Annotated in this window: 18 protein-coding genes; 16 read left to right on the top strand and 2 right to left on the bottom strand. The window is 71.0% G+C overall.

Annotation, left to right across the window (positions count from 1 at the left end):
* Positions 1 to 37 precede the first annotated feature (37 nt).
* Both ACQVFL_RS02965 and ACQVFL_RS02960 read left to right on the top strand, forming a co-directional pair.
* Positions 38 to 1,213: a hypothetical protein gene (locus ACQVFL_RS02965; RefSeq protein ID WP_431728601.1), complete on the top strand. Its 1,176-nt coding sequence runs from the start codon at positions 38 to 40 to the stop codon at positions 1,211 to 1,213.
* 137 nt (positions 1,214 to 1,350) lie between these two features.
* Complete coding sequence (locus ACQVFL_RS02960; RefSeq protein WP_431728600.1) at positions 1,351 to 1,668, top strand: hypothetical protein; 318 nt, start codon at positions 1,351 to 1,353, stop codon at positions 1,666 to 1,668.
* Between the two features lie 306 nt (positions 1,669 to 1,974).
* Here ACQVFL_RS02960 and ACQVFL_RS02955 read toward each other — a convergent pair whose 3' ends face one another.
* A complete protein-coding gene (locus ACQVFL_RS02955; protein WP_431728599.1) occupies positions 1,975 to 2,574 on the bottom strand; it encodes a hypothetical protein in 600 nt (199 codons plus the stop codon).
* A 96-nt stretch (positions 2,575 to 2,670) separates the two neighbouring features.
* Between ACQVFL_RS02955 and ACQVFL_RS02950 the strand changes: the two genes are divergently transcribed.
* From ACQVFL_RS02950 to ACQVFL_RS02895, 12 genes are all read left to right on the top strand, one after another.
* Positions 2,671 to 3,210 (top strand): ParB/RepB/Spo0J family partition protein, encoded by a 540-nt coding sequence (locus ACQVFL_RS02950; RefSeq protein ID WP_431728598.1) that lies wholly within the window; start codon positions 2,671 to 2,673, stop codon positions 3,208 to 3,210.
* Positions 3,210 to 4,580, top strand: coding sequence for an asparagine synthetase B family protein (locus ACQVFL_RS02945; protein WP_431728597.1), 1,371 nt, complete (start codon positions 3,210 to 3,212; stop codon positions 4,578 to 4,580). Before ACQVFL_RS02950 ends, ACQVFL_RS02945 begins: the two co-directional genes overlap by 1 nt.
* A gap of 120 nt (positions 4,581 to 4,700) precedes the next feature.
* Positions 4,701 to 6,233, top strand: coding sequence for a DNA (cytosine-5-)-methyltransferase (dcm, locus tag ACQVFL_RS02940; RefSeq protein ID WP_431728596.1), 1,533 nt, complete (start codon positions 4,701 to 4,703; stop codon positions 6,231 to 6,233).
* Complete coding sequence (locus ACQVFL_RS02935) at positions 6,230 to 6,976, top strand: methyltransferase domain-containing protein (RefSeq protein WP_431728595.1); 747 nt, start codon at positions 6,230 to 6,232, stop codon at positions 6,974 to 6,976. The genes dcm and ACQVFL_RS02935 overlap by 4 nt, the downstream gene beginning before the upstream one ends.
* A 15-nt stretch (positions 6,977 to 6,991) precedes the next feature.
* Positions 6,992 to 7,447, top strand: coding sequence for a hypothetical protein (locus tag ACQVFL_RS02930; RefSeq protein WP_431728594.1), 456 nt, complete (start codon positions 6,992 to 6,994; stop codon positions 7,445 to 7,447).
* Complete coding sequence (gene terL / locus ACQVFL_RS02925; protein ID WP_431728593.1) at positions 7,398 to 9,068, top strand: phage terminase large subunit; 1,671 nt, start codon at positions 7,398 to 7,400, stop codon at positions 9,066 to 9,068. Before ACQVFL_RS02930 ends, terL begins: the two co-directional genes overlap by 50 nt.
* Before the next feature lie 22 nt (positions 9,069 to 9,090).
* Positions 9,091 to 11,211, top strand: coding sequence for a phage portal protein family protein (locus ACQVFL_RS02920; protein ID WP_431728592.1), 2,121 nt, complete (start codon positions 9,091 to 9,093; stop codon positions 11,209 to 11,211).
* A 30-nt stretch (positions 11,212 to 11,241) separates the two neighbouring features.
* Entirely contained in the window at positions 11,242 to 11,487 is a 246-nt protein-coding gene (locus tag ACQVFL_RS02915) for a hypothetical protein (protein WP_431728591.1), read from the top strand.
* Entirely contained in the window at positions 11,477 to 13,750 is a 2,274-nt protein-coding gene (locus ACQVFL_RS02910) for a 2'-5' RNA ligase family protein (RefSeq protein WP_431729765.1), read from the top strand. Before ACQVFL_RS02915 ends, ACQVFL_RS02910 begins: the two co-directional genes overlap by 11 nt.
* 2 nt (positions 13,751 to 13,752) lie before the next feature.
* Entirely contained in the window at positions 13,753 to 14,112 is a 360-nt protein-coding gene (locus ACQVFL_RS02905) for a capsid cement protein (RefSeq protein ID WP_431728590.1), read from the top strand.
* Between the two features lie 159 nt (positions 14,113 to 14,271).
* The gene (locus tag ACQVFL_RS02900) at positions 14,272 to 15,210 is read left to right on the top strand and encodes a hypothetical protein (protein ID WP_431728589.1); all 939 of its coding nucleotides are present in this window, start codon (positions 14,272 to 14,274) and stop codon (positions 15,208 to 15,210) included.
* A 40-nt stretch (positions 15,211 to 15,250) separates the two neighbouring features.
* Positions 15,251 to 15,763: a hypothetical protein gene (locus ACQVFL_RS02895; RefSeq protein ID WP_431728588.1), complete on the top strand. Its 513-nt coding sequence runs from the start codon at positions 15,251 to 15,253 to the stop codon at positions 15,761 to 15,763.
* Here ACQVFL_RS02895 and ACQVFL_RS02890 read toward each other — a convergent pair.
* Positions 15,697 to 17,163, bottom strand: a complete 1,467-nt coding sequence (locus ACQVFL_RS02890) for a hypothetical protein (RefSeq protein WP_431728587.1) — start codon at positions 17,161 to 17,163, stop codon at positions 15,697 to 15,699. The genes ACQVFL_RS02895 and ACQVFL_RS02890 overlap by 67 nt on opposite strands.
* Before the next feature lie 106 nt (positions 17,164 to 17,269).
* Here ACQVFL_RS02890 and ACQVFL_RS02885 point away from each other — a divergent pair, with 106 nt between their 5' ends.
* Together ACQVFL_RS02885 and ACQVFL_RS02880 are read left to right on the top strand one after the other, a co-directional pair.
* Positions 17,270 to 17,548, top strand: a complete 279-nt coding sequence (locus tag ACQVFL_RS02885; protein WP_431728586.1) for a hypothetical protein — start codon at positions 17,270 to 17,272, stop codon at positions 17,546 to 17,548.
* A 2-nt stretch (positions 17,549 to 17,550) separates the two neighbouring features.
* The gene (locus tag ACQVFL_RS02880) at positions 17,551 to 18,102 is read left to right on the top strand and encodes a hypothetical protein (protein WP_431728585.1); all 552 of its coding nucleotides are present in this window, start codon (positions 17,551 to 17,553) and stop codon (positions 18,100 to 18,102) included.
* Positions 18,103 to 18,121: the final 19 nt, after the last annotated feature.

Below are 18,121 nucleotides of genomic sequence, written 5' to 3'. Positions count from 1 at the left end.
CTGCGCCAACAGTAGCCGCGCACGCCGGAGGACCACCATGCCCCACACCCGCGCCTGCCCCGTCGACTGCGCCTGCCACACAGGCCCCTACACCCCCTGCGACGTCACCGGCGGCTGCGGCAGCCACGGATGCCAACCCGCACCCACCGGCACCTGCCCCGCCTGCCAGAAACGCGACCCCGAATACGGGTCCGTCTGCGAACCCTGCCGACGCTGGCTACCCGTCGCCCTCGCCAGCATCCCCGAACTCGCCGCCCGCCTCGCCGACGAACTCATCCCCGCCGACGACAGCCACGACACGCACGTGCTCGTCTGCCGAACCTGCGGCCTCAGCGTCCCGCCCGACGCCGCCCGCCACCCCGGCCGCCCCGAGTTCGACCACTCACCCAGCGGACAGTGGCACGGCGGCTGGCTGCCCCGCCGCATCATCCGCCGCGCCGCCGGCCCAGCACCCGCCATCGCCCCCGACGCCATCGTCACCGGCGGTGGAGCCGAACCAGGCACCCCCATCAACCTGCACCTGCACGACCTGCTCGGCGACGTGGTCCGCGACGGCGGACGCGCCATCGACATCACCGGCGACAACTGGATCCCCGCCAGCAACCTCACCCCCGTCGCCGTCAACCACGACCGCTTCGAGGTGACGTACCACCGGGAGGAACACGCCGACGGGACCGTCACCGCGCACCGCGAACACCGGCACATCCGCCAGCGGGTCACCGTCACCGACCGCCGACAGCGACGCGACACCAACGGGCACAAGGTGATGGTGCCCGCCGGTGACCAGATCGGCGCACTACCCATCGCCGTCGTACTCGACCAAGAAGTCCGCGCCTGGATCGACGCCGACGCCCCCGGCTCCCGCTACCGGCCCAACCCCACGATCCCCGACCTCGTGCAGTGGCTCGCCCGACGTCTCGACTGGGCGTGCGACCACTACCCCGGCATGGACGCCTTCGTCGTCATGCTGCGGCAGGTGCGCGGACAGGCGATGGCCGCGCTCGGCGAATTCGACCCGGAAGCCGAGCTGTGTGACGGCGTCGAGTGCGACCGCTGCCACCTGCGCATGTTGTACCGCCGCCAGGACGGCACCGGCGACGTCGAATGCCACAACCCCGACTGCCGGCGCGTCATGCGTGCCGCCGAGTACCGGGACCACCTGCGCGAGATCGCCCCCCAAGCGCGCCAGAAGCGCCCCCGCAACCGGGTGTGATCGGCGTGTCACCCACCCTCTATCGCCAGCCCGTTCAGCAGGCTTTATGGTTGGCGGTGGCAGAGTCTGCCCTTCACCCGTCCAGGAAGCCCCGCAGCCGTCCACGGCGCGGGGCTTCCTCGCGTACGCGGCAGGGGGTGACCGTGCCCCCTGCCGCCAACCCGGACGCGAAACTCACCGCCCGGCAGCTCGCGCTCGCGCTCGGCGTGACGCCCCAGCTCGTAAACACCTGGCACACCGACGGCTACCTGACCCCCGGTGGCGACCGCGTCTATCTGCCGGAGGCGGGACGCAACTGGAAAGGCCACCGCCAGTTCAGGTACCTCGACGCCGCGAAGGCCGAGGCCGCTACCCGCCGGTCGGCGCGGTCCCACCGCAAGCCCCGTACCGCCGAGGAGTGGGCGGAGACGGACCGCAACGCGTCCCAGGTCGCTGGTCGCCAGCAGTGCGCGTAGTTGCGCAAACGAGCCTCGACGGCCGCGAGCACGCAGAGGCGTCCTCCTAGTTTTCTCCCAGTTGCTCCTAGGGCTGGGAGCAACCGGCGTGCGCTTCGGAGGTCAGCGTTGCCGTCTCGCTGTAGCCACTGCCTCCGCACCGACCATGGATTCGCCTGCTGCGGCAACCTCTTCGACCCATGCCCCATCGATCACGGCCCAGCCCCGCAGCCGGCGCGCACCGCCCGCCAACACGGGCCGGTGCAGCGCCCCCGGCCGCCGCGCCGCCTAGACGCACCCGCCGCCCGTAGGTGACCCGCGAGCCGACTACTTCACCTGCTTCAACATCGCGTCGGCACCGGTCAGGTACAGCACGTCGCGGATGCCCTCGACCGCCGGCAACCGCACCGCCACCACCAACGCGTCGAGCTGGTCGACGGGCACCACCGCAGACTCCACGATCGTCGCCGTCCGGCCCACCGGTAGCTGCGTCCCCGGCTCCCGCCTCAGGCCCTTCCGCTCCGCCTCGTCCGGGTCGTCGTAGCTGTAGCCGACCTCCTGCTGCGCCTCAGCGCGCAGGTCCCCGTACAGCACCGTCGTGTAGCGGATCGGGCCGAGCGGCAGCAGCGCGTCGGTGTTGTTGGTGACGTCGAGCGTCACCCTGACGACCGCCTGCCCCTTCGGGATGTCGACGCCCCACGCGCTCGGCACGTGCTCGACGGCGGTCGCCCTGGCGACCAGCCCGTCCGGCCAGGTGCCGCCCTCACCCGCCGGCCGCTCGAAGATCGGCAACAGGTCCCCGGTGCCGGTCGGGTCGACGGCATCACCCGGCCTGCTCGCCCGGGGCGCGTCGGCCGACTCCGCCGTGCACCCCCCAGTCAGCGCCAGCAGGACCACCACAGCAGCAACAGATCGGTGTCTACGCATCCGGCCAGGATCGTCCCTGACCTGCCCGGCGGCGCGACAGCGCCACACACCCCCACACGGACCGTGACCGGACTGCAACAGGGGGTGTCACCCGCAGTGGAGTACATCGAAACCCGCGACGTCGGCCTGGACGAGCTGACCCCGTTCCCCGGCAACGCCCGCCGAGGTGACGTCGAAGCCATCCGGATGTCGATCCGCAAGACCGGCCAGTACCGGTCCATCGTCGTCCGCGACACCGGCGGCACGTTCGTCATCCTCGCCGGAAACCACACCTTCCAGGCCGTCGGCGCTGAGGGCCACGACACGATCCGCTGCGAGATCATCCGCTGCGACGACACCGAGGCCCGCCGCATCAACCTCGCCGACAACCGGTACTCGGAGCTCGGCACCACCGACCGGGACGCCCTCGCTGAGCTGCTGTCGTACCTCGACGAGGACTACGAGGGCACCGGCTACAGCACTGCCGACGTGGAACGCCTCCTCACGCCTCCCGCTCTCGACGCAGACGATGCGGCACCACCCAGCGAGTTCCCGTCCTACGACGACGAGACGATCTCCACCGAACACCAGTGCCCGAAGTGCGGCTACCAGTGGTCGGGCAAGTCCGGCCCGGCCGACGCCGGCAGCGACTCCTGATGTGCGGCCTCATCGGCGGCTACCGGGCGGCGCTCGACCAGCAGGCCGCGCTCGCGGCGATCGCCCATCGCGGACCGGACGGCTCAGGGTGGCAAGTCATCGGCGCCACGACGCTCGGCCACACCCGCCTCGCGATCCAGGACCCTCGCGACGTCGCCGCCCAACCGTTCCCGTCCGGTGCCGTGACGCTCACCTACAACGGGGAGGCGTACAACGCCCCCGCCCTGCGCGAAAAACTCGAGTCCGAAGGGGTCGGCGGGTGGCGCACGACCGGTGACACCGAACTGGTCGCTGCGCTCCTCGACCGCCACGGGCACGCCGGCCTGGACCGGATCGAGGGCATGTTCGCTGCCGCCTGGCACGACACCCGCACCGGCACGTGGCTGGCCAGGGACCGGCACGGCAAGATGCCGCTCTACGCCGTGCGGGCCGGGCAACGCTGGCTGTGGGCGTCGGAGTTGAAGGCCCTCCCGGTGGGTGTGCCCGCTGTCGCCGTCGCGCCCGGCACGGCCGTGCACGTTGACACCGGCAAGGTGCACCGGTGGGCGCGGACACGCCCGCCGCTGCCTCCCGAACCGCAGGCGCTGCGCCGTGCCCTGCGGGACGGTGTCGCAGCCCGCCTACTGTCCGACCGGCCCGTCTGCTTCCTCCTGTCCGGCGGCCTGGACTCGACGTTCGTTCTTGCGCTCGCCCGCGAGATCCACCCCAACCCGGTCGCCTACACCGCCGTCTACGACCCGGGCAGCGCCGACCTCGCGGCGGCCCGCCGCGTCGCCGCTCACCTCGACGTGCCGCTGGTAGAGATACCCGTCCCGCACCCGACCACTGCCGCGATCACCGCCGCCGTCCGCACCATCGAGATCCCGATGAAAGCCCAGGTGGAGATCACCCTCGCGAACCTGCCGCTGGCACGAGCGATCGCCTGCGACGGCTTCCGAGTCGTCCTGTCCGGCGAGGCAGCCGACGAGCTGTTCGGCGGGTACGGCAACCTCATCCGCGCCGCCCACGGCGCCGACGACGCCACCTGGCGGTCGCTGCGCCACGCCCAGGTCGACAAGATGGGCCGAGGCAACTTCATGCGCGTCAACAAGGTGTTCATGGCCGCCGGGGTCGAGGCCCGACTGCCGTTCATGCACCGCGAGGTGGTCGACCTGGCGTTGGCGGCCGGGCTGCGGGACTGCCCACCGGGCAAGGGCCTGTTGAAGCGGGCCGCCGCCGGTCTCGTCCCAGACTGGGTGATCAAACGGCCGAAGGACACGTTCCAGGGCGGCACGCGCATCGCTGACGCCGCCGCCCGGGTGGTGTCGAACCCGGTGCGGTTCTACAACGCGGAGGCCCGCCGACTGTTCGGCTACCTGCCGAAGGGGTGACGAATGCCCCGGTCGAAGGATCTCCGTACGCCGGCTCCTGACGGTCCCGGACTGGTACTGCGCGATCCCGGCTGCGGCCAGTTCTTTCACCGGACACTCAACCGACCCGCGCCGACGATCATGGCGCAGGGATTCGGAGGGTGCGGCCACGAGCAGTTCGGTCTCGTCAACACCGACGTCGGGCCCGTCGACCCCGAAACGGGTCAGGAGCTCGACATCACCCGCTGCCAGGTCGGCCAGTTCGCCGGCACACGGGTCCGCAGGTTCACGCTCGGGGAGCTGCGGCGGCTCGGCGGGTTCCCCGACGACTACGTCATGTCCGGCAGCTACAAGCAGCGCTGGGAACGCATCGGACGGGCTGTCCCGCCGGTGATGATGGCGCACCTCGCCGCGGCGATCCGCGACCGCATCCTCACCCCGACGGCAGGAAAGGCGGCAGACGTGGCGAAGCCTCCCTACCGGGTGCCGAGCATGACCGAGATCCGTGACCTGCCGTGGAACGGCCTGAACGTCGTGTCGACGTTCTCCGGCGGCGGCGGCTCATCGCTGGGCTACCGGATGGCCGGCTACCGCGTCCTCTGGGCCTCCGAGTTCATCCCCGCAGCCCGGGAAACCTACCTGGCCAACGCCGCCCCCTACACGAAGGTGGACGGCCGGGACGTCCGGCAGGTCACCGCCGCCGACCTGCTGGCCGCCACGGGCCTCCAGGTCGGAGAACTCGACCTGTTCGACGGCTCTCCTCCGTGCGCGTCGTTCTCGACGGCAGGCAAACGCGAAGCCGGATGGGGCAAGGTCAAGAAGTACAGCGACTCGGCGCAACGCACCGATGACCTGTTCTTCGAGTTCGTACGTCTCATCACCGGCGTGCAGCCCAAGGTGTTCGTCGCCGAGAACGTGTCCGGTCTGGTGAAGGGCTCCGCGAAGGGCTACTTCATGGAGATCATGCGCGCGTTGAAGGGCGCCGGCTACCGGGTCCGGGCGCAACTCCTCGACGCGCAGTGGCTGGGCGTGCCGCAGGCCCGGCAGCGCCTCATCTTCGTCGGCGTCCGCAACGACCTCGGCAAGGACCCGGTGTTCCCGGCACCACTGCCGTACCGGTACACCGTCCAGGACGCGCTACCGCACATCCTCGCGCAAGGCGACAACGGCGGCTTCGGCGGCGGCTCGATGCGGGCCAGCGACCACCCGTCACCGACGATCGGCGCGACCCCGCAGACCGGCAACGGCCGCTTCCCGCCCTCACGCGTCGAGGTGCGGATGATCCACGACACATCCGGCCAGTTCTCCAACGGCGACTTCACCCACAAGGCCTGCCCCACGATCGTCACGACCCCCGGGCACTACCACGTGCGCGGCAACAATGGCGTGGGACGTCAGGACCGCGACCCGGAGACAGGCAAGCCGCTCACGCTCAACCTGGGCCCGAAGGCCGTACCCGACGGCTTGGGGCAGGGACGGTGGGCACGGAAACTCGCCCTCGGTGAGGTCCGCCGCATCTGCGGTTTCCCCGACGACTTCAAGCTCACCGGCACCTACGAGCAGCGGTGGGAACGCATGGGCCGCGCCGTGCCGCCGGTCATGATGTCCCACATCGCTGCCACGGTCCGGGACCGCATCCTCGGCCCCATCCGGAAGGGAGCAGCGACGGCATGACCAGCGACGTCGCCGAGCAGTTCGACGCCGGCAAGTGGGAGTTCACCCCCGAGGTGACAGAGGTGTTCGACGAGCACGTCCGCGCGTCGGTGCCGTTCTACGACGCGATCCAGGATCTCGTCGCCGAGGCTGCGGACTGGCTGTGCCCTGCCGGGTCGCTCATCGCTGACCTGGGCGCGTCGACCGGCACCACCGTGGGGCGAATCCTCGACCGCCACCCCGACCGGCAGATCCGCGCCGTCTTGTACGACGAGCAGCCAGCGATGCTCGGCAAGGCCACAGCCCGACTGGTTGACCCGGTCGCGGCCGGGCGGGTCAACGTCCACGCCCGCCGGTTGCAGGACGGCCCGTTCGTGCACGACGAAGCGGACCTCACCCTGAGCCTGTTCACGCTGCAGTTCCTGCCCTGGCGGGACCGCAGCACAGTCCTGGCCGCCGCCCACAAGGCATCGGCCTCGACAGGTGCTCTGCTCGTCGCGGAGAAGGTCCGCCCGGTTGACCCCCGCTGGGCTGAGATCGCAGCCGAGGTGTCGCACGACTGGAAGGCCACGCACGGCATCACCGCTGACGCGATCCGCGCCAAGGCTCGCGCACTGCGCGGGGTTCTGGCTCCCGCGCCGCTGGATGCCCTCACCGCGGCGGTGCGTGACGCTGGCTGGCACCAGCCGGAGGTGCTGTTCCGCTGGCATCAGTGGGTGCTGATCGGCGCGTACGCGACGCCGCCTGACGGCATCAGCCGGTAGGCGGAGTCGCGGACCATGCCCGCATCCCGCGCCCAACGCGCCGCCACCGCCGACCGCCGATCCAAGGCCATCGCCATGCGGCTGGCCGGCCTCGACTACCCGACCATCGCTGACCGCCTCGGCTACGCCGACCGCGCCGCCGCCCACAAGGACATCACCCGGGCGATGGAGGCCGCAGTACAGGAGATGAGCCGCAACGCGGACGTCCTGCTCCAACTTGAGCTGACCCGCCTCGACCGCCTCCAAGCCGGCGTCTGGGCCGCAGCCGCTGCCGGTGACATCAGGGCAGGTCACCTGGCCCTCGCCATCATCGACAGGCGGTGCAAGCTGCTCAAGCTCGACCCGGCGATCCGCCACGAGGTGGTGACCCTCGGTGCCATCGAGCAGGAAATCGAGCGCCTCAGCCAAGAACTCGCCGAGCTTGACAGCGGTCAAGCTGACGAGGCTGCTGGAGCTGCGTCGTCTACGTGAGCTGAAGGTCGCCCGCGAAGCCGAGTTGCAGGCACGCCGTGACGCCGAGGCCCGAGAGCGCCGGGAAGCCGAGGCGCGGGAGCGTCGGAAGGCACTGCGGGAGCGGTGGCCGTCACCGCTGGACATGGGCGAGGAACTGGACCCGCCGCGCGTCGACGAGAACGACGAGCGCATCGGGGTGTGGCGCACGCCCGCCCTGGAACTGATCAACGCGTCGCTGGTCGACCTGGCCGAAGGGCACGAACGGAAGATCGCGACGTTCATGCCCCCGCAAGAGGGCAAGTCCACCATCACCTCGTACTGGTTCGTCCTGTGGCTGCTGGTGTGCGTCAACCCTGACCTACGAATCCTGATCGTGTCCTACAACGACTCGATGGCTCGCCGGTGGGGATCGGACCTCAAGAACGCGCTGGAGCGCTGGTCCGGCGCGGACGGCTACGTGGACCTCGGCCTGCGGCTCCGCAAGGACTCAAGGGCTGCGGGTCGCTGGAACATCGCCGGGTACCGAGGGCAGGTCTACTGCGCCGGCCTCTCCGGCGGCGGCATCACCGGCAAACCGGGTGACGTCATCATCGTCGATGACCCGCTGAAGAACATGAAGGAAGCCCAGTCGGAGAAGATCCGCGAGACGGCGTTGAGCGCCTACCAGTCGGTGATCGTGCCCCGCATGGGCAGCCCGAACGCCAAGCTCGCCTGGATCCAAACCCTCTGGCACGAAGCCGAACCCATCCAAAAGATCATCGCCAACGAAGGCGACCAGACCACCGGCGGCCGGTGGAAGGTCACCCGCATTCCCGCCGTAGCCGAAGAGGACAACGACATCCTCGGCCGGCGGCGCGGCGAAGGCATGATCTCCGCCCGTGGCGACAAGGACTGGGCGCAGGTCCGCAAGGACGTCGGCGAGTACGTGTTCGGCGCCCTCTACCAGCAGAGGCCGAGCCCCGCCGAAGGCAACCTGTTCAAGCGCATCTGGTGGCGGTACTGGTCGCCCGGAGCTGGCACCCGCATCAACCTCGGACCCCGCACCTACGACCTGCGGGACTGCTGGCGGTTCGCCACCGTCGACCTCGCGGCGTCCACGAAAACCTCGGCCGACTGGACGGTCATCTCCGCTTGGGCGCGCACCATCAACGGCGACCTGGTCCTACTCGACCGGGTCCGTGCGCGCATCGGCGAAGCCGAGCACTTCACCCACGCCCGTTCACTCGTGGAGCGGTGGAAGCTCGACACCGTCTTTGTGGAGGCCACCCAGCACGGCCTGACGCTGGTCCGGGAGGCCACGAACGCCGGCATCCCCATCACCCCACTGGAAGCCGAAACCGACAAGGTCACCCGAGCGCTACCCGCCTCGGCGTGGTGCTCGAACGGCCGCATCTGGCTTCCCGCAGGCGCGTGGTGGACCAGGCTGTGGGTCGACGAGCACGCCGCCTTCCCAACCGGCCGTAACGACGACCAGGTGGACACCCTGTCCTATGCCGTCCGCGTCTCGGTCACACGCCCAGCCCCTGCGCTGACGCCCACCGCCACCGTCACGGACGTCCGCCAACCCGGAACCGGTATAGGCGGCCGCCCAGACGACGGTGAGGAATGGATCGACTGGGAGACCTCCAACCCGCTGTGACCCGGTGAGGAGGTGGCAGTAGATGACCGCCCCCGCCTCCCTGGTCGGCATGGTGTCCGACACTCAGTACGGGACGCTCGTCACAGACGCATACGAGCACCTGCCGGAGCTGCTGTACCCGCAGTCGGTGCAGGTGTACGCGCGGATGCGCCGCGACGCCCGACTCACCGCGATCCTCGACGGCTACGGGTTGCAGCTCCGGCGGGCACAGTGGCAGTTGGACGGCACCGGCTGCCGACCCGAGGTCGTGCAGCTCGTCTCCGACAGCCTCGGCCTCAACGTGGCCGGCCAGGACGCCGGAACCGGCGCGAAGCTGCGCGGGGTCAGTTGGAACGATCACCTGCGGGCGGCACTGCTGTCCCAGGTGTGGGGCCACTACGGCTTCGAGATGGCCGTCGACATCGGGGACGACGGGAAGGCCCGCCTGTCGGTGCTCGCCGAGCGGCCCCCCGTCACCGTCACCGCGATCCATGCCGACCCGAAGTCGGGTGCGCTGCTCGGCGTCGACCAGTTCCTCACGGATGCCCGGCAGCAGGGGCCGCAGCTCAAGGCGAACCGGCTCGTCTGGTACTCGCGGAATCGTGAGGGCGCGGCGTGGCAGGGCAACAGCCTGCTGCGGGCGGCGTTCGGACCGTGGCTCATCAAACGCGAGATGATCACCGTGTCGGGGATCTCGAACCGCCGTTGGGCCGCAGGTGTGCCGGTGGCCGAAGCGGTCGCCGGCACGAATCCGTCGCCGGAGCAGATGACGGCGGCGCAGCGCGTCGCGTCGGCCGCGCGGGCAGGCGACCGGGCCGGGCTGGCGATGCCACCCAACTTCGTCTTGAAGATCATCGGCCTGTCGGGTTCCGTTCCCGACACCCTCGGGTTCATCCGGTTCCTCAACCAGGAAATGGCCGGCAGCGTGCTGATGCCCCACCTGGACCTCGGCACCGGCGAATCCGGCAGCAGGGCGCTCGGCACCGCGTTCATCGATAGCTGGACTCTGGCCCTTGAGTCTGAGGGCGAGTTCATCGCCGACACCATCACCCGCCAGTGCGTCGCCCGCCTGGTCGACTGGAACTGGGGACCAGACGAGCTGTGCCCCAAGGTCGTCGTGTCCGGCGTCGGCTCCCGACGCGAGGTCACCGCCGAGAGCTTGCAGCAGCTCATCTCCTCCGGCGCGCTCGACGCCGACCCCGTCCTCAAGGCGTGGATCCGCCGCGAGTACCGGCTACCCGCGCCCGGCCCGGACGAGCCGCAGCCACTACCGGCCGGACCACCGGCCCGCCTTCCCAAGCAGCCCGGCACCGAGGAAGACACCGGCACCACCGAGGAAGAAGCCCCGGGGGGCGGCGACGGCGTGCGGGTCGCCGCCGCCGCCCCACCGGCCAACGTCGACGTACAGGCCATGGACGACGCCTACCAGCAGGCCGTCACCGGCATGACGCAGGCGTGGCAGCAGCAGTCCGGTCCGCTCATCGCCGCGCTCGCCACCGCCGTGGCGGCGGCTGCGGCCGGTGGCGCGCTCGGCAACCTCACCAGCGTTGCCATCCCCGGCACCGCCACGGCACCGCTCGTGCGGCTGGTCGCCGACGGGATGCTCAGCCTCGCCCGGCAGGCCGCCGAGCAGGCCGCCGCCGAGGTCGTGTCCATCCGCCGTGTCCGCACAACCCTCCCGACCGCGCTCCAGGCACGTATCCGGGCGACAGCCGCCGCGGTGACGGACCTGATCGTCGCCGGCTACCGGTCGGCGGCGGCCCGGGTCGCGCTCACGCAGTCCGCCGCCGTCACGTCGGCCGAGCAGGTGCGTCAGGCGGTCTCGGCCGCGCTCGCTGACCTGTCGATGGCGAAGGAGTCCGGGCTGGTCGCCGGGAACCTCGCTGGTGCGGCCAACGTGGCGCAGGGCCTCGGCCGGGAGCGGGTGTTCCGGGAGCTGCCGGACGGTGTGACGTGGGTGGCGAACGAAACGCTCGACCGCAACACCTGCGGCGCCTGCCGCCGTGCGGACGGGACACGCTACCGGTCGCTGGACGACGCCCTGGCCGACTATCCGACGGTGCTCGGGTATCGGGCGTGCGATGGCCGCTGGCGCTGCCGGGGCTTCATCTACGCCGACCTGGACGACATCGACCCGGCGGTCGCGGAGCCCACGCTGTCCTGACCCGGCCCCCGGCCCGAAAGGGGGGTCGGGTTGGCGCGCGTCGAGATCACCACCGCCGGTCACAGCGTCGTCGTGGACTGCGACGGCCTGCTGGACGAGGTCTCCGGGAAGGCCCTCTACCTGTGGGAGCGGACCCGCGATCCCCGCCTGGACCACGCCTACCCGCCCGGCTTCACGCCGGTCCTTGACCGCGCTGACGGGCCGACCTACACCACGCCGTTCGGCGTCGACCTGCACCACCCGACCAGGAAGGCGGGTGGTGACGATGCCCGTTGAGCTGGCCCGCCGTCCCGGCGTCGAACTCGTCCGGACCGGCACGTGGGACATCTCCACCGGCCGGTGGAAGGCCGCCCGCGAGGATCTGGCCGCCGCCGTGGCCGCCCTGTCGTGCCCGGCCATCGGCAAACCCATCATCAAGATCGGCCACCGTGACACGCGGTTCACCCCGGGCGACGGCGAGCCGGCGATCGGCTGGTACGACAACCTGCGGCTCACCGACGGCGGCCACACCCTCGTCGGCGATCAGGTGGCCCCGGCCTGGCTGACCAGCGTGCAGGCCGCCGCCTGGCCGAACCGTTCGGTGGAGGGCGAGTACCGGTACCGGTGCGGGCTGGGGCACACCCACCCGTTTGTGTTGACCGCTGTGGCGCTGCTCGGCGTCACCCCGCCTGGGGTGGCGACCCTGTCCAGCCTCAACGACGTGCAGCAACTCTTCGGCGTCGCCGCAGGGTTGCATGGCCCGGTCGGTGGCGGGGTCAAGATCGCCGCATCGGTGTCGACGCCGATGGTCGAGGCCGCCGCCGAGGTGCACACCGGGGCGATGGTCGCGCTCATCCCCACCGCCGACGACGCCGCCCGCCTCGCCGTGGACGGTGGTGAGCCGGCCGAGGAGCTGCACGTCACCCTGGCCTACCTCGGTGCCGCCGCCGACCTGTCGGCCGAGGCGCGGCAGGACATCATCGACGCCGTCTCCGCCGCCATCAACGGCGCCCCGGAGGTCCAGGCCGAGGCGTTCGCCCTGTCCGTCTTCAATCCACCCGGGGTCAGCAAGACGGACGGCCGGGACCGGGACGCCTGCATCGTCCTCGGCCTCTCCGGCGACCTCCTCGACGCCATCCACACCCTCGTCAATGACGCCCTCAACTACGCCGACGTACCGATGCCGCAGCAGCACGCACCGTGGCACGCCCACCTGACGCTCACCTACACCGACGACCTCGATCGGCTCCGCGAGCTGGTGGACCGCATCGGCCCGGTGCGCTTCGACCGGCTCCGGATCGCGTTGGGCGGCCAGCACATCGACATCCCGCTCATCGGCGAGCCGGAGCCCGACGAGCCCGACGACGCCGAGCAAGTCGCCGCAGCAGCCCGCGACGAGAACAGCCTCCGCACGTACTTCACGCGCGACCCGGAAGGGCTCAAGCGGTGGGCGAAGAAACGCCACCCCTGGACATCCCTCTACCGCATCGTCCGCAAGCACGTCGGATCAGAACGCGCCAAGCGCATCGCCACGTCCTGGTTCTTCCGGGTCTTCGGCTACTACCCGGGCGACCGCCGCCACCGCAACCGAAAGGTGGCAGCCACCGGCGCGGCCACCCCAACTCATGGAGGTGAAACCACCGTGCCCAACCCTGACCCGAGCCTGGCGGAGCGCATCCACCAGGCGTGGAACGCATCGTCCCCGCCCGAGCAGCAGTGGATCGTGGAGGCCGGCGACGACGAGGTCATCGTCATCGACAACAGCGACCGCAGCCTCAGCCGCATCGCGGTGACGGTCGACGGCGACGCGATCAGCTTCGGACAGCCGACCAAGGTTCGGCCCGCCTACGTGCCGGTCGCCGATCCCGCCCCCGCCGACCGGCTGGTGTTCGCCTCCGCCGACGAGTCCCGTCCACTCGCCCCGCCCGCCGACCCGGCCGCACCCGAGCCCACGCAGCAGCCGGGCGGCCCGGCGACCGAGGACAAGCCCGCACCCACCGACCCCGGAGGCCCCACCCCCACGGGTGCGCCGCCGGCCCCCAAGACCCCGGCCGCCGAGCCGGAGCCCAACACCGAGAAGGGAGAGGACCCCGTGTCCACTCTGAGCACTGAACTGCTCACCCGGCTCGGCCTCGCCGAAGGCGCCGACGAGAAGGCGGCCCTGGCCGCGATCGACGTCCTCAAGACGCAGGCCGAGCAGGCACCCGTGCAGGTCGCCGCCGCAGCGGCAGCCACCGACGAGATGAAGGGCGAGATCGGGCGGCTGTCCGGCGAGCTGGCCGAGATCCGCGCCAGCGCCGCCGCCAGCGCCAAGACCGCCCTGTTCGAGCGGGTCACCCGTGAGGGCCGGATCAAGCCCGCCGACCGCAAGTCGTGGGAGAACCGGTACGACAAGCACCCCGAGGTCATCACCGAGATCCTGGCCTCCATCGCCCCGCAGGCCGCCGTCCCGACCGCCCTCACCGGCCAGGCCGGCAGCGGCGACGAGATCGGCGACGTGGACTCCGAGTACGAGGCCATGTGCGCCGCGATCGACGGCCCGACCGGCAAGGGGGTCTGACCATGGGCGCATACGAGCCGGAGTACCTGTACTCCGACGTGGTCACCGCCACGTTCTCGGCGAACACGACCGGCAAGCAGCTCCTCGTGGTGACCGGCAACGGCACCGTCGGCCCGTCGTCCGCGTCGTCCGCCGCAGTGGTCGGCGTCGCCGCGCACGACGTCGCCGCGAACGCGGACGGCAGCTACTACCCGCGCGGCAAGGTCCACCGCTCGACAGCCGCTGGCGCCATCACCGCCGGAGCCCGCGTCGAGTCCGCCGCAGCGGGTGCCGTCGCCTCCGCGTCCGCCGGAGTCAACAACGTCGGAATCGCCCTGACCACGGCGGCGGACACCGCCGAGGTTCTGTGGATGGAGATCTGACCCCTCACCTGCTCGTGATGCCCGCCGGCACTGGATGACCGGCGGGCATCACCGCATCCGCTTCCTCTAACCCGCACCCCACAGGCCCCACGCGACCGCGTGCCGGGCCTCTTCGTCGTGCCCGCCAGCAGGCCGGGCCGCCTTTTGGAAGGAGCCGGAATGCCCGGCGCTTACCCTCCGGCCAACCCCACGCTGGCCAACGAACTCCTGACCATCCACCGGCTGCTCAAGACGCCGACGTACCTGCGTCGCCGGCTGCGCGGCATCCCCGATCTGCGGTTCGTCGCGGACAAGATCCTCGTCGGCCGGTACCGCTCCAGCGGCGGCGCGGTGATGTTCGAGCAGGGCGAACCGATCATGAACCCCCGGCCCGTCAAGGCCGTGTCGCCCGGCGCCGAGTACCCGCGCGACGTCACCCCCGAAGGCGTCGCCGCGCTCGCGGCCGTCTCGAAGTGGGGCCAGGCCGTCAGCCTCACCGACGAGAAGCTCAAGCGGTCCGTCTACATGGGCGAGGAGCTGAACCGCGCCCTCATCAAGACCGCCAACACCGTCATCAACAAGGTCGACAAGCTCACCACCGCCACCGTGGGCGCGGCCGTGACGCAGAAGGTCGACGCCGCAGCGGCGTGGACCGCCGCCTCGCCGATGCTGTACCGCGACGTGGAGCGGGCCGCCGCGAAGATCGTGGACCGCAACGAGGGCTTCAACCCGGACAGCGTGCTCATGTCGACGGCCAAGTACGCGCTCATGATCTCGGACCCGGCAATCGCGACCCTGCGCAGGCGCGAGACGAGCGACAACCCGATCTACGGCGGGGACATCGAGCGCATCGGCAAGTACAAGGTCCACTACACGTCGCTGTCGAACCTGCCCGCCGACCACGTCTGGGTGTACGACTCCACCCAGCTCGGCGGCATGGCCGACGAGACCGAGGTGGACCCCGGCTACGCCACCATGGACAACGGGCTCCAGTACCAGACCAAGCGGATCGCCGAGCGCGACGCCTGGGACATCTGGGCCCGCCGCATCACCGTCCCGATCGTCCGGGAGCCGTTCGCCGCCTGCTACATCGACGGCACCGGATCGAGCGCGCTGTGACCACGCCGTCCCACATCACCGCCAGCGGCGAGGAGTGACCATGACCTACCAGCTCACAGGCGAAGCCGCCTACATCACCACCACCACGGCCTTCGGCAAGGCCAAGATCTTCACCCACCGGGGCGCACTCATCGCCGACGACGCACCGGAACTGCCGCACCTGCTCAAGATGGGCATGGCCGCGAAGGTCGACGACGAGGTCACCGGCGGTCTCAACGCCGACGGTGACCCGGACGCGGTCGCCGACGGCACGGTGGTCCCGGACCCGTCCGGCACCCAAGCCTTCGTGCCGGCCGAGCAGGCGGAGACGAGCACCGGCCACGGCCAGTCCGTCAGCCTCACCAACGGTGAGGAGTCGGGCGACGGCGACACCGCAGCACGCCGGGAGGCGGCCCGCGAGAAGCTGGCCAAGCTCGGCGGCAAGGCTCCCGACGGCAGGCACAGCGAGGACGTCCTGATCGAGTACCTGGTGGGCCAGGGCTCCAGCTACGACGACCTGGTGAACACCGGCAAGTCGGATCTGCTGGAGCTGGTCAAGTCCCGCCAGCCCTGATCGGCCCGGTGGCCCGGTCGCTGTCGAACAGTGACCGGGCCACCGGTGGCGTGTGCCTCCGCGCGGGCCGCTCTGCGCTGGTGGAGCCACGCCAGGACCGCCAGGGCGACGGTGAGCGCCAAGGCCACACGCAACGCGGTCATGATCGATTGTGGGCCTGCCCCGTACAGCAACGCGCACTGCGCGAGGCCCACGGCGAACACGGCGCGGGCCGTGCCGCGCGACCGCAGCGCCCACCGTTCGGCGGCACCCAAGGCCGCGCCGAGCAGCAACGCGATGAGCAGCATCCCCGCCGGGCCGTAGTAGGCGATGACCGTGCCGAGGATCGTGGGCAGCCAGTCGACGCGCTGACTGAGGCCGTGATCGCGGGCCAGGTACGCCTCCTCCGAACGCTCCTCCAAGCTGCGGCCTGCGACCTTGCCGGGCGCGATGATGCTCGGCACCATCATCGCGAGGTTGTTGCGGACCGTCACCGTCCCGGAGGTCGGTCCGGATCCGCGCAGGCTGGACAGGAGCTGGGCGCCCCACGTGTTGCCGTCGAAGCGGTACACGACATCGTCGAGCAGCACGTCGCGGGTGTCGGGCTTGTGTAGGGCGGCGGCCCCGTCGATCAGCGCCTCCACCCGGGCCCCGCTGCCCTGGTCGGCGTGGAACACCTCCCTGCCCGCGACGGCCCGGGTGGACGAGATCACGGCGATCGTGACGGCGACGAGCGCGGTCAACGCGGCCACCTGCCGCCTGCTCGGCCGTAGGCCGTGCACGGCCGCGCCGACGAGCGTCAGGATCGCCGCGAACACGATCATCGAGCGGGTGCCGGCGAGTACCAGCACCAGCGCCTGGACCGCCAGCGCCGGCAACAGCCACCGCATCCCCCACCGCACCAGCACCACCACCGCAGTGATCGCGATGAGCGGCACCACGAAGCCGCCGGCCAAGCCCACCATGAGGCCCTGCGCCTCGGGTGCCTCTTCGGCGGCGAGCGGCGACAGCGGCTGCAACGCGCCTTTGCCCTGCCAGGTTGCGACCAGCAGCGGCAGCAGCAGCGCGAGCAGCCACGGTAGCGGCACCCCCGCCAGCCCGAGACCTGGGGCGGCGTGCGCGGGCGTCCTGCGGCGCTGCGGCTGCATCACGACGAAGACGTAACTGATCGCGTAACAGGCGATACCGCCGGAGACGAGCAGCACCCAGTCGTCCAGCGCTGCGGCGTCGGCGAAGTAGCCGCGAAAGAAGTTCCGGCCTGGCCAGATCGTCTGCACGACCTCGGTGACGCCGTGGAACGCGACCGCCGCCACCAGCATGAGCGCTGCCGGCCGACGTAGCCACTCGCCTCGGATGGCCCAGTGGACTCCGGCGAGGGCCGCGGCCTGGATCAGCAGTCCCGTGATCACGGACACCGTCATCGGGTGCGCTCCGTCCAGGGCTGCCCAGCGGCAAGCGAGCGGGCAGATCAGCCCCCACGCGCTGCCCACTCCCCTGCCCAACGCCTCACACGCGAGGAGGTCACCCGTGGCCGCGAGCCCGCAGCACGTCACCCTGGTCGCCAATGTGGAACGAATCCTGACATTCGATATCAATGCGGGCAGGGTGGAGATCACCAACCTGGACGGTGTTGGCGAGGTCTACTTCACTGTCGACAACACCCCCGTGACCGTCGGCGCTGACGGCTGTCACGTGCTACCCGCGGCCATCTGCTCCCTGGAGCTGGCCGACGGCACCTCCGGGGCCAACAGCATCGTGCGGCTGCGTTCGGCCGGCACCCCCCGCGTGTCCGTGAGGGTGTGGTGACCGTGGGCCGCAGCTTCTGGGCCCCCGGCCAGCCGACCGTCCGGCCGCTCGCGTCCGGGCAGTGGCGGTCCGTACACGGGGCACCCGTCACGGCGTCCGCCGCCGTCAACGTGGAGCGGTGCCTGCTGCTGTGGCTGCCTCCCCGGCTCCAGCTCCAGGCCATGGCCTGCTACGTGGGCACCTCCGCAGCGTCAACAGACCTGCGTATGGGTGTCCGCGCCGACAGCAACGGTTTGCCGGGCAGCCTGCTCGTGGACGCGGGCACCACGGCCGCCACCGGCGGCACCCGCTCCCTCCCGATCAACATCATCGTCCCCGACGGGCCAGCCTCCGGCGTGCCGATCTGGCTGACGGTCACCGCACAGGGCACCAATGCCGTCACCATGATCGGCACCCACCCGACGACCGAATACCGCGACTGGGCGACAGTCGGCCAAGCCGCACTCAACGCCGGTGTCGCCACCCAGAACGGCGTCACCGGCGCCTTGCCGGCCGGATTCACGATGGCCAGCGTCACCGGCCCTCAGCCCGCGCTCGCCGTTCAAGCCGCCTGACCGCGCACCCTCTCCTTCC

Origin of the sequence: Verrucosispora sp. TAA-831, assembly GCF_050780145.1 — a bacterium.
In the GTDB taxonomy this organism is placed as follows: domain Bacteria; phylum Actinomycetota; class Actinomycetes; order Mycobacteriales; family Micromonosporaceae; genus Micromonospora.
The sequence above is the reverse complement of the archived record's forward strand: the minus strand, read 5'-3'. Positions and strand labels throughout refer to the sequence as shown.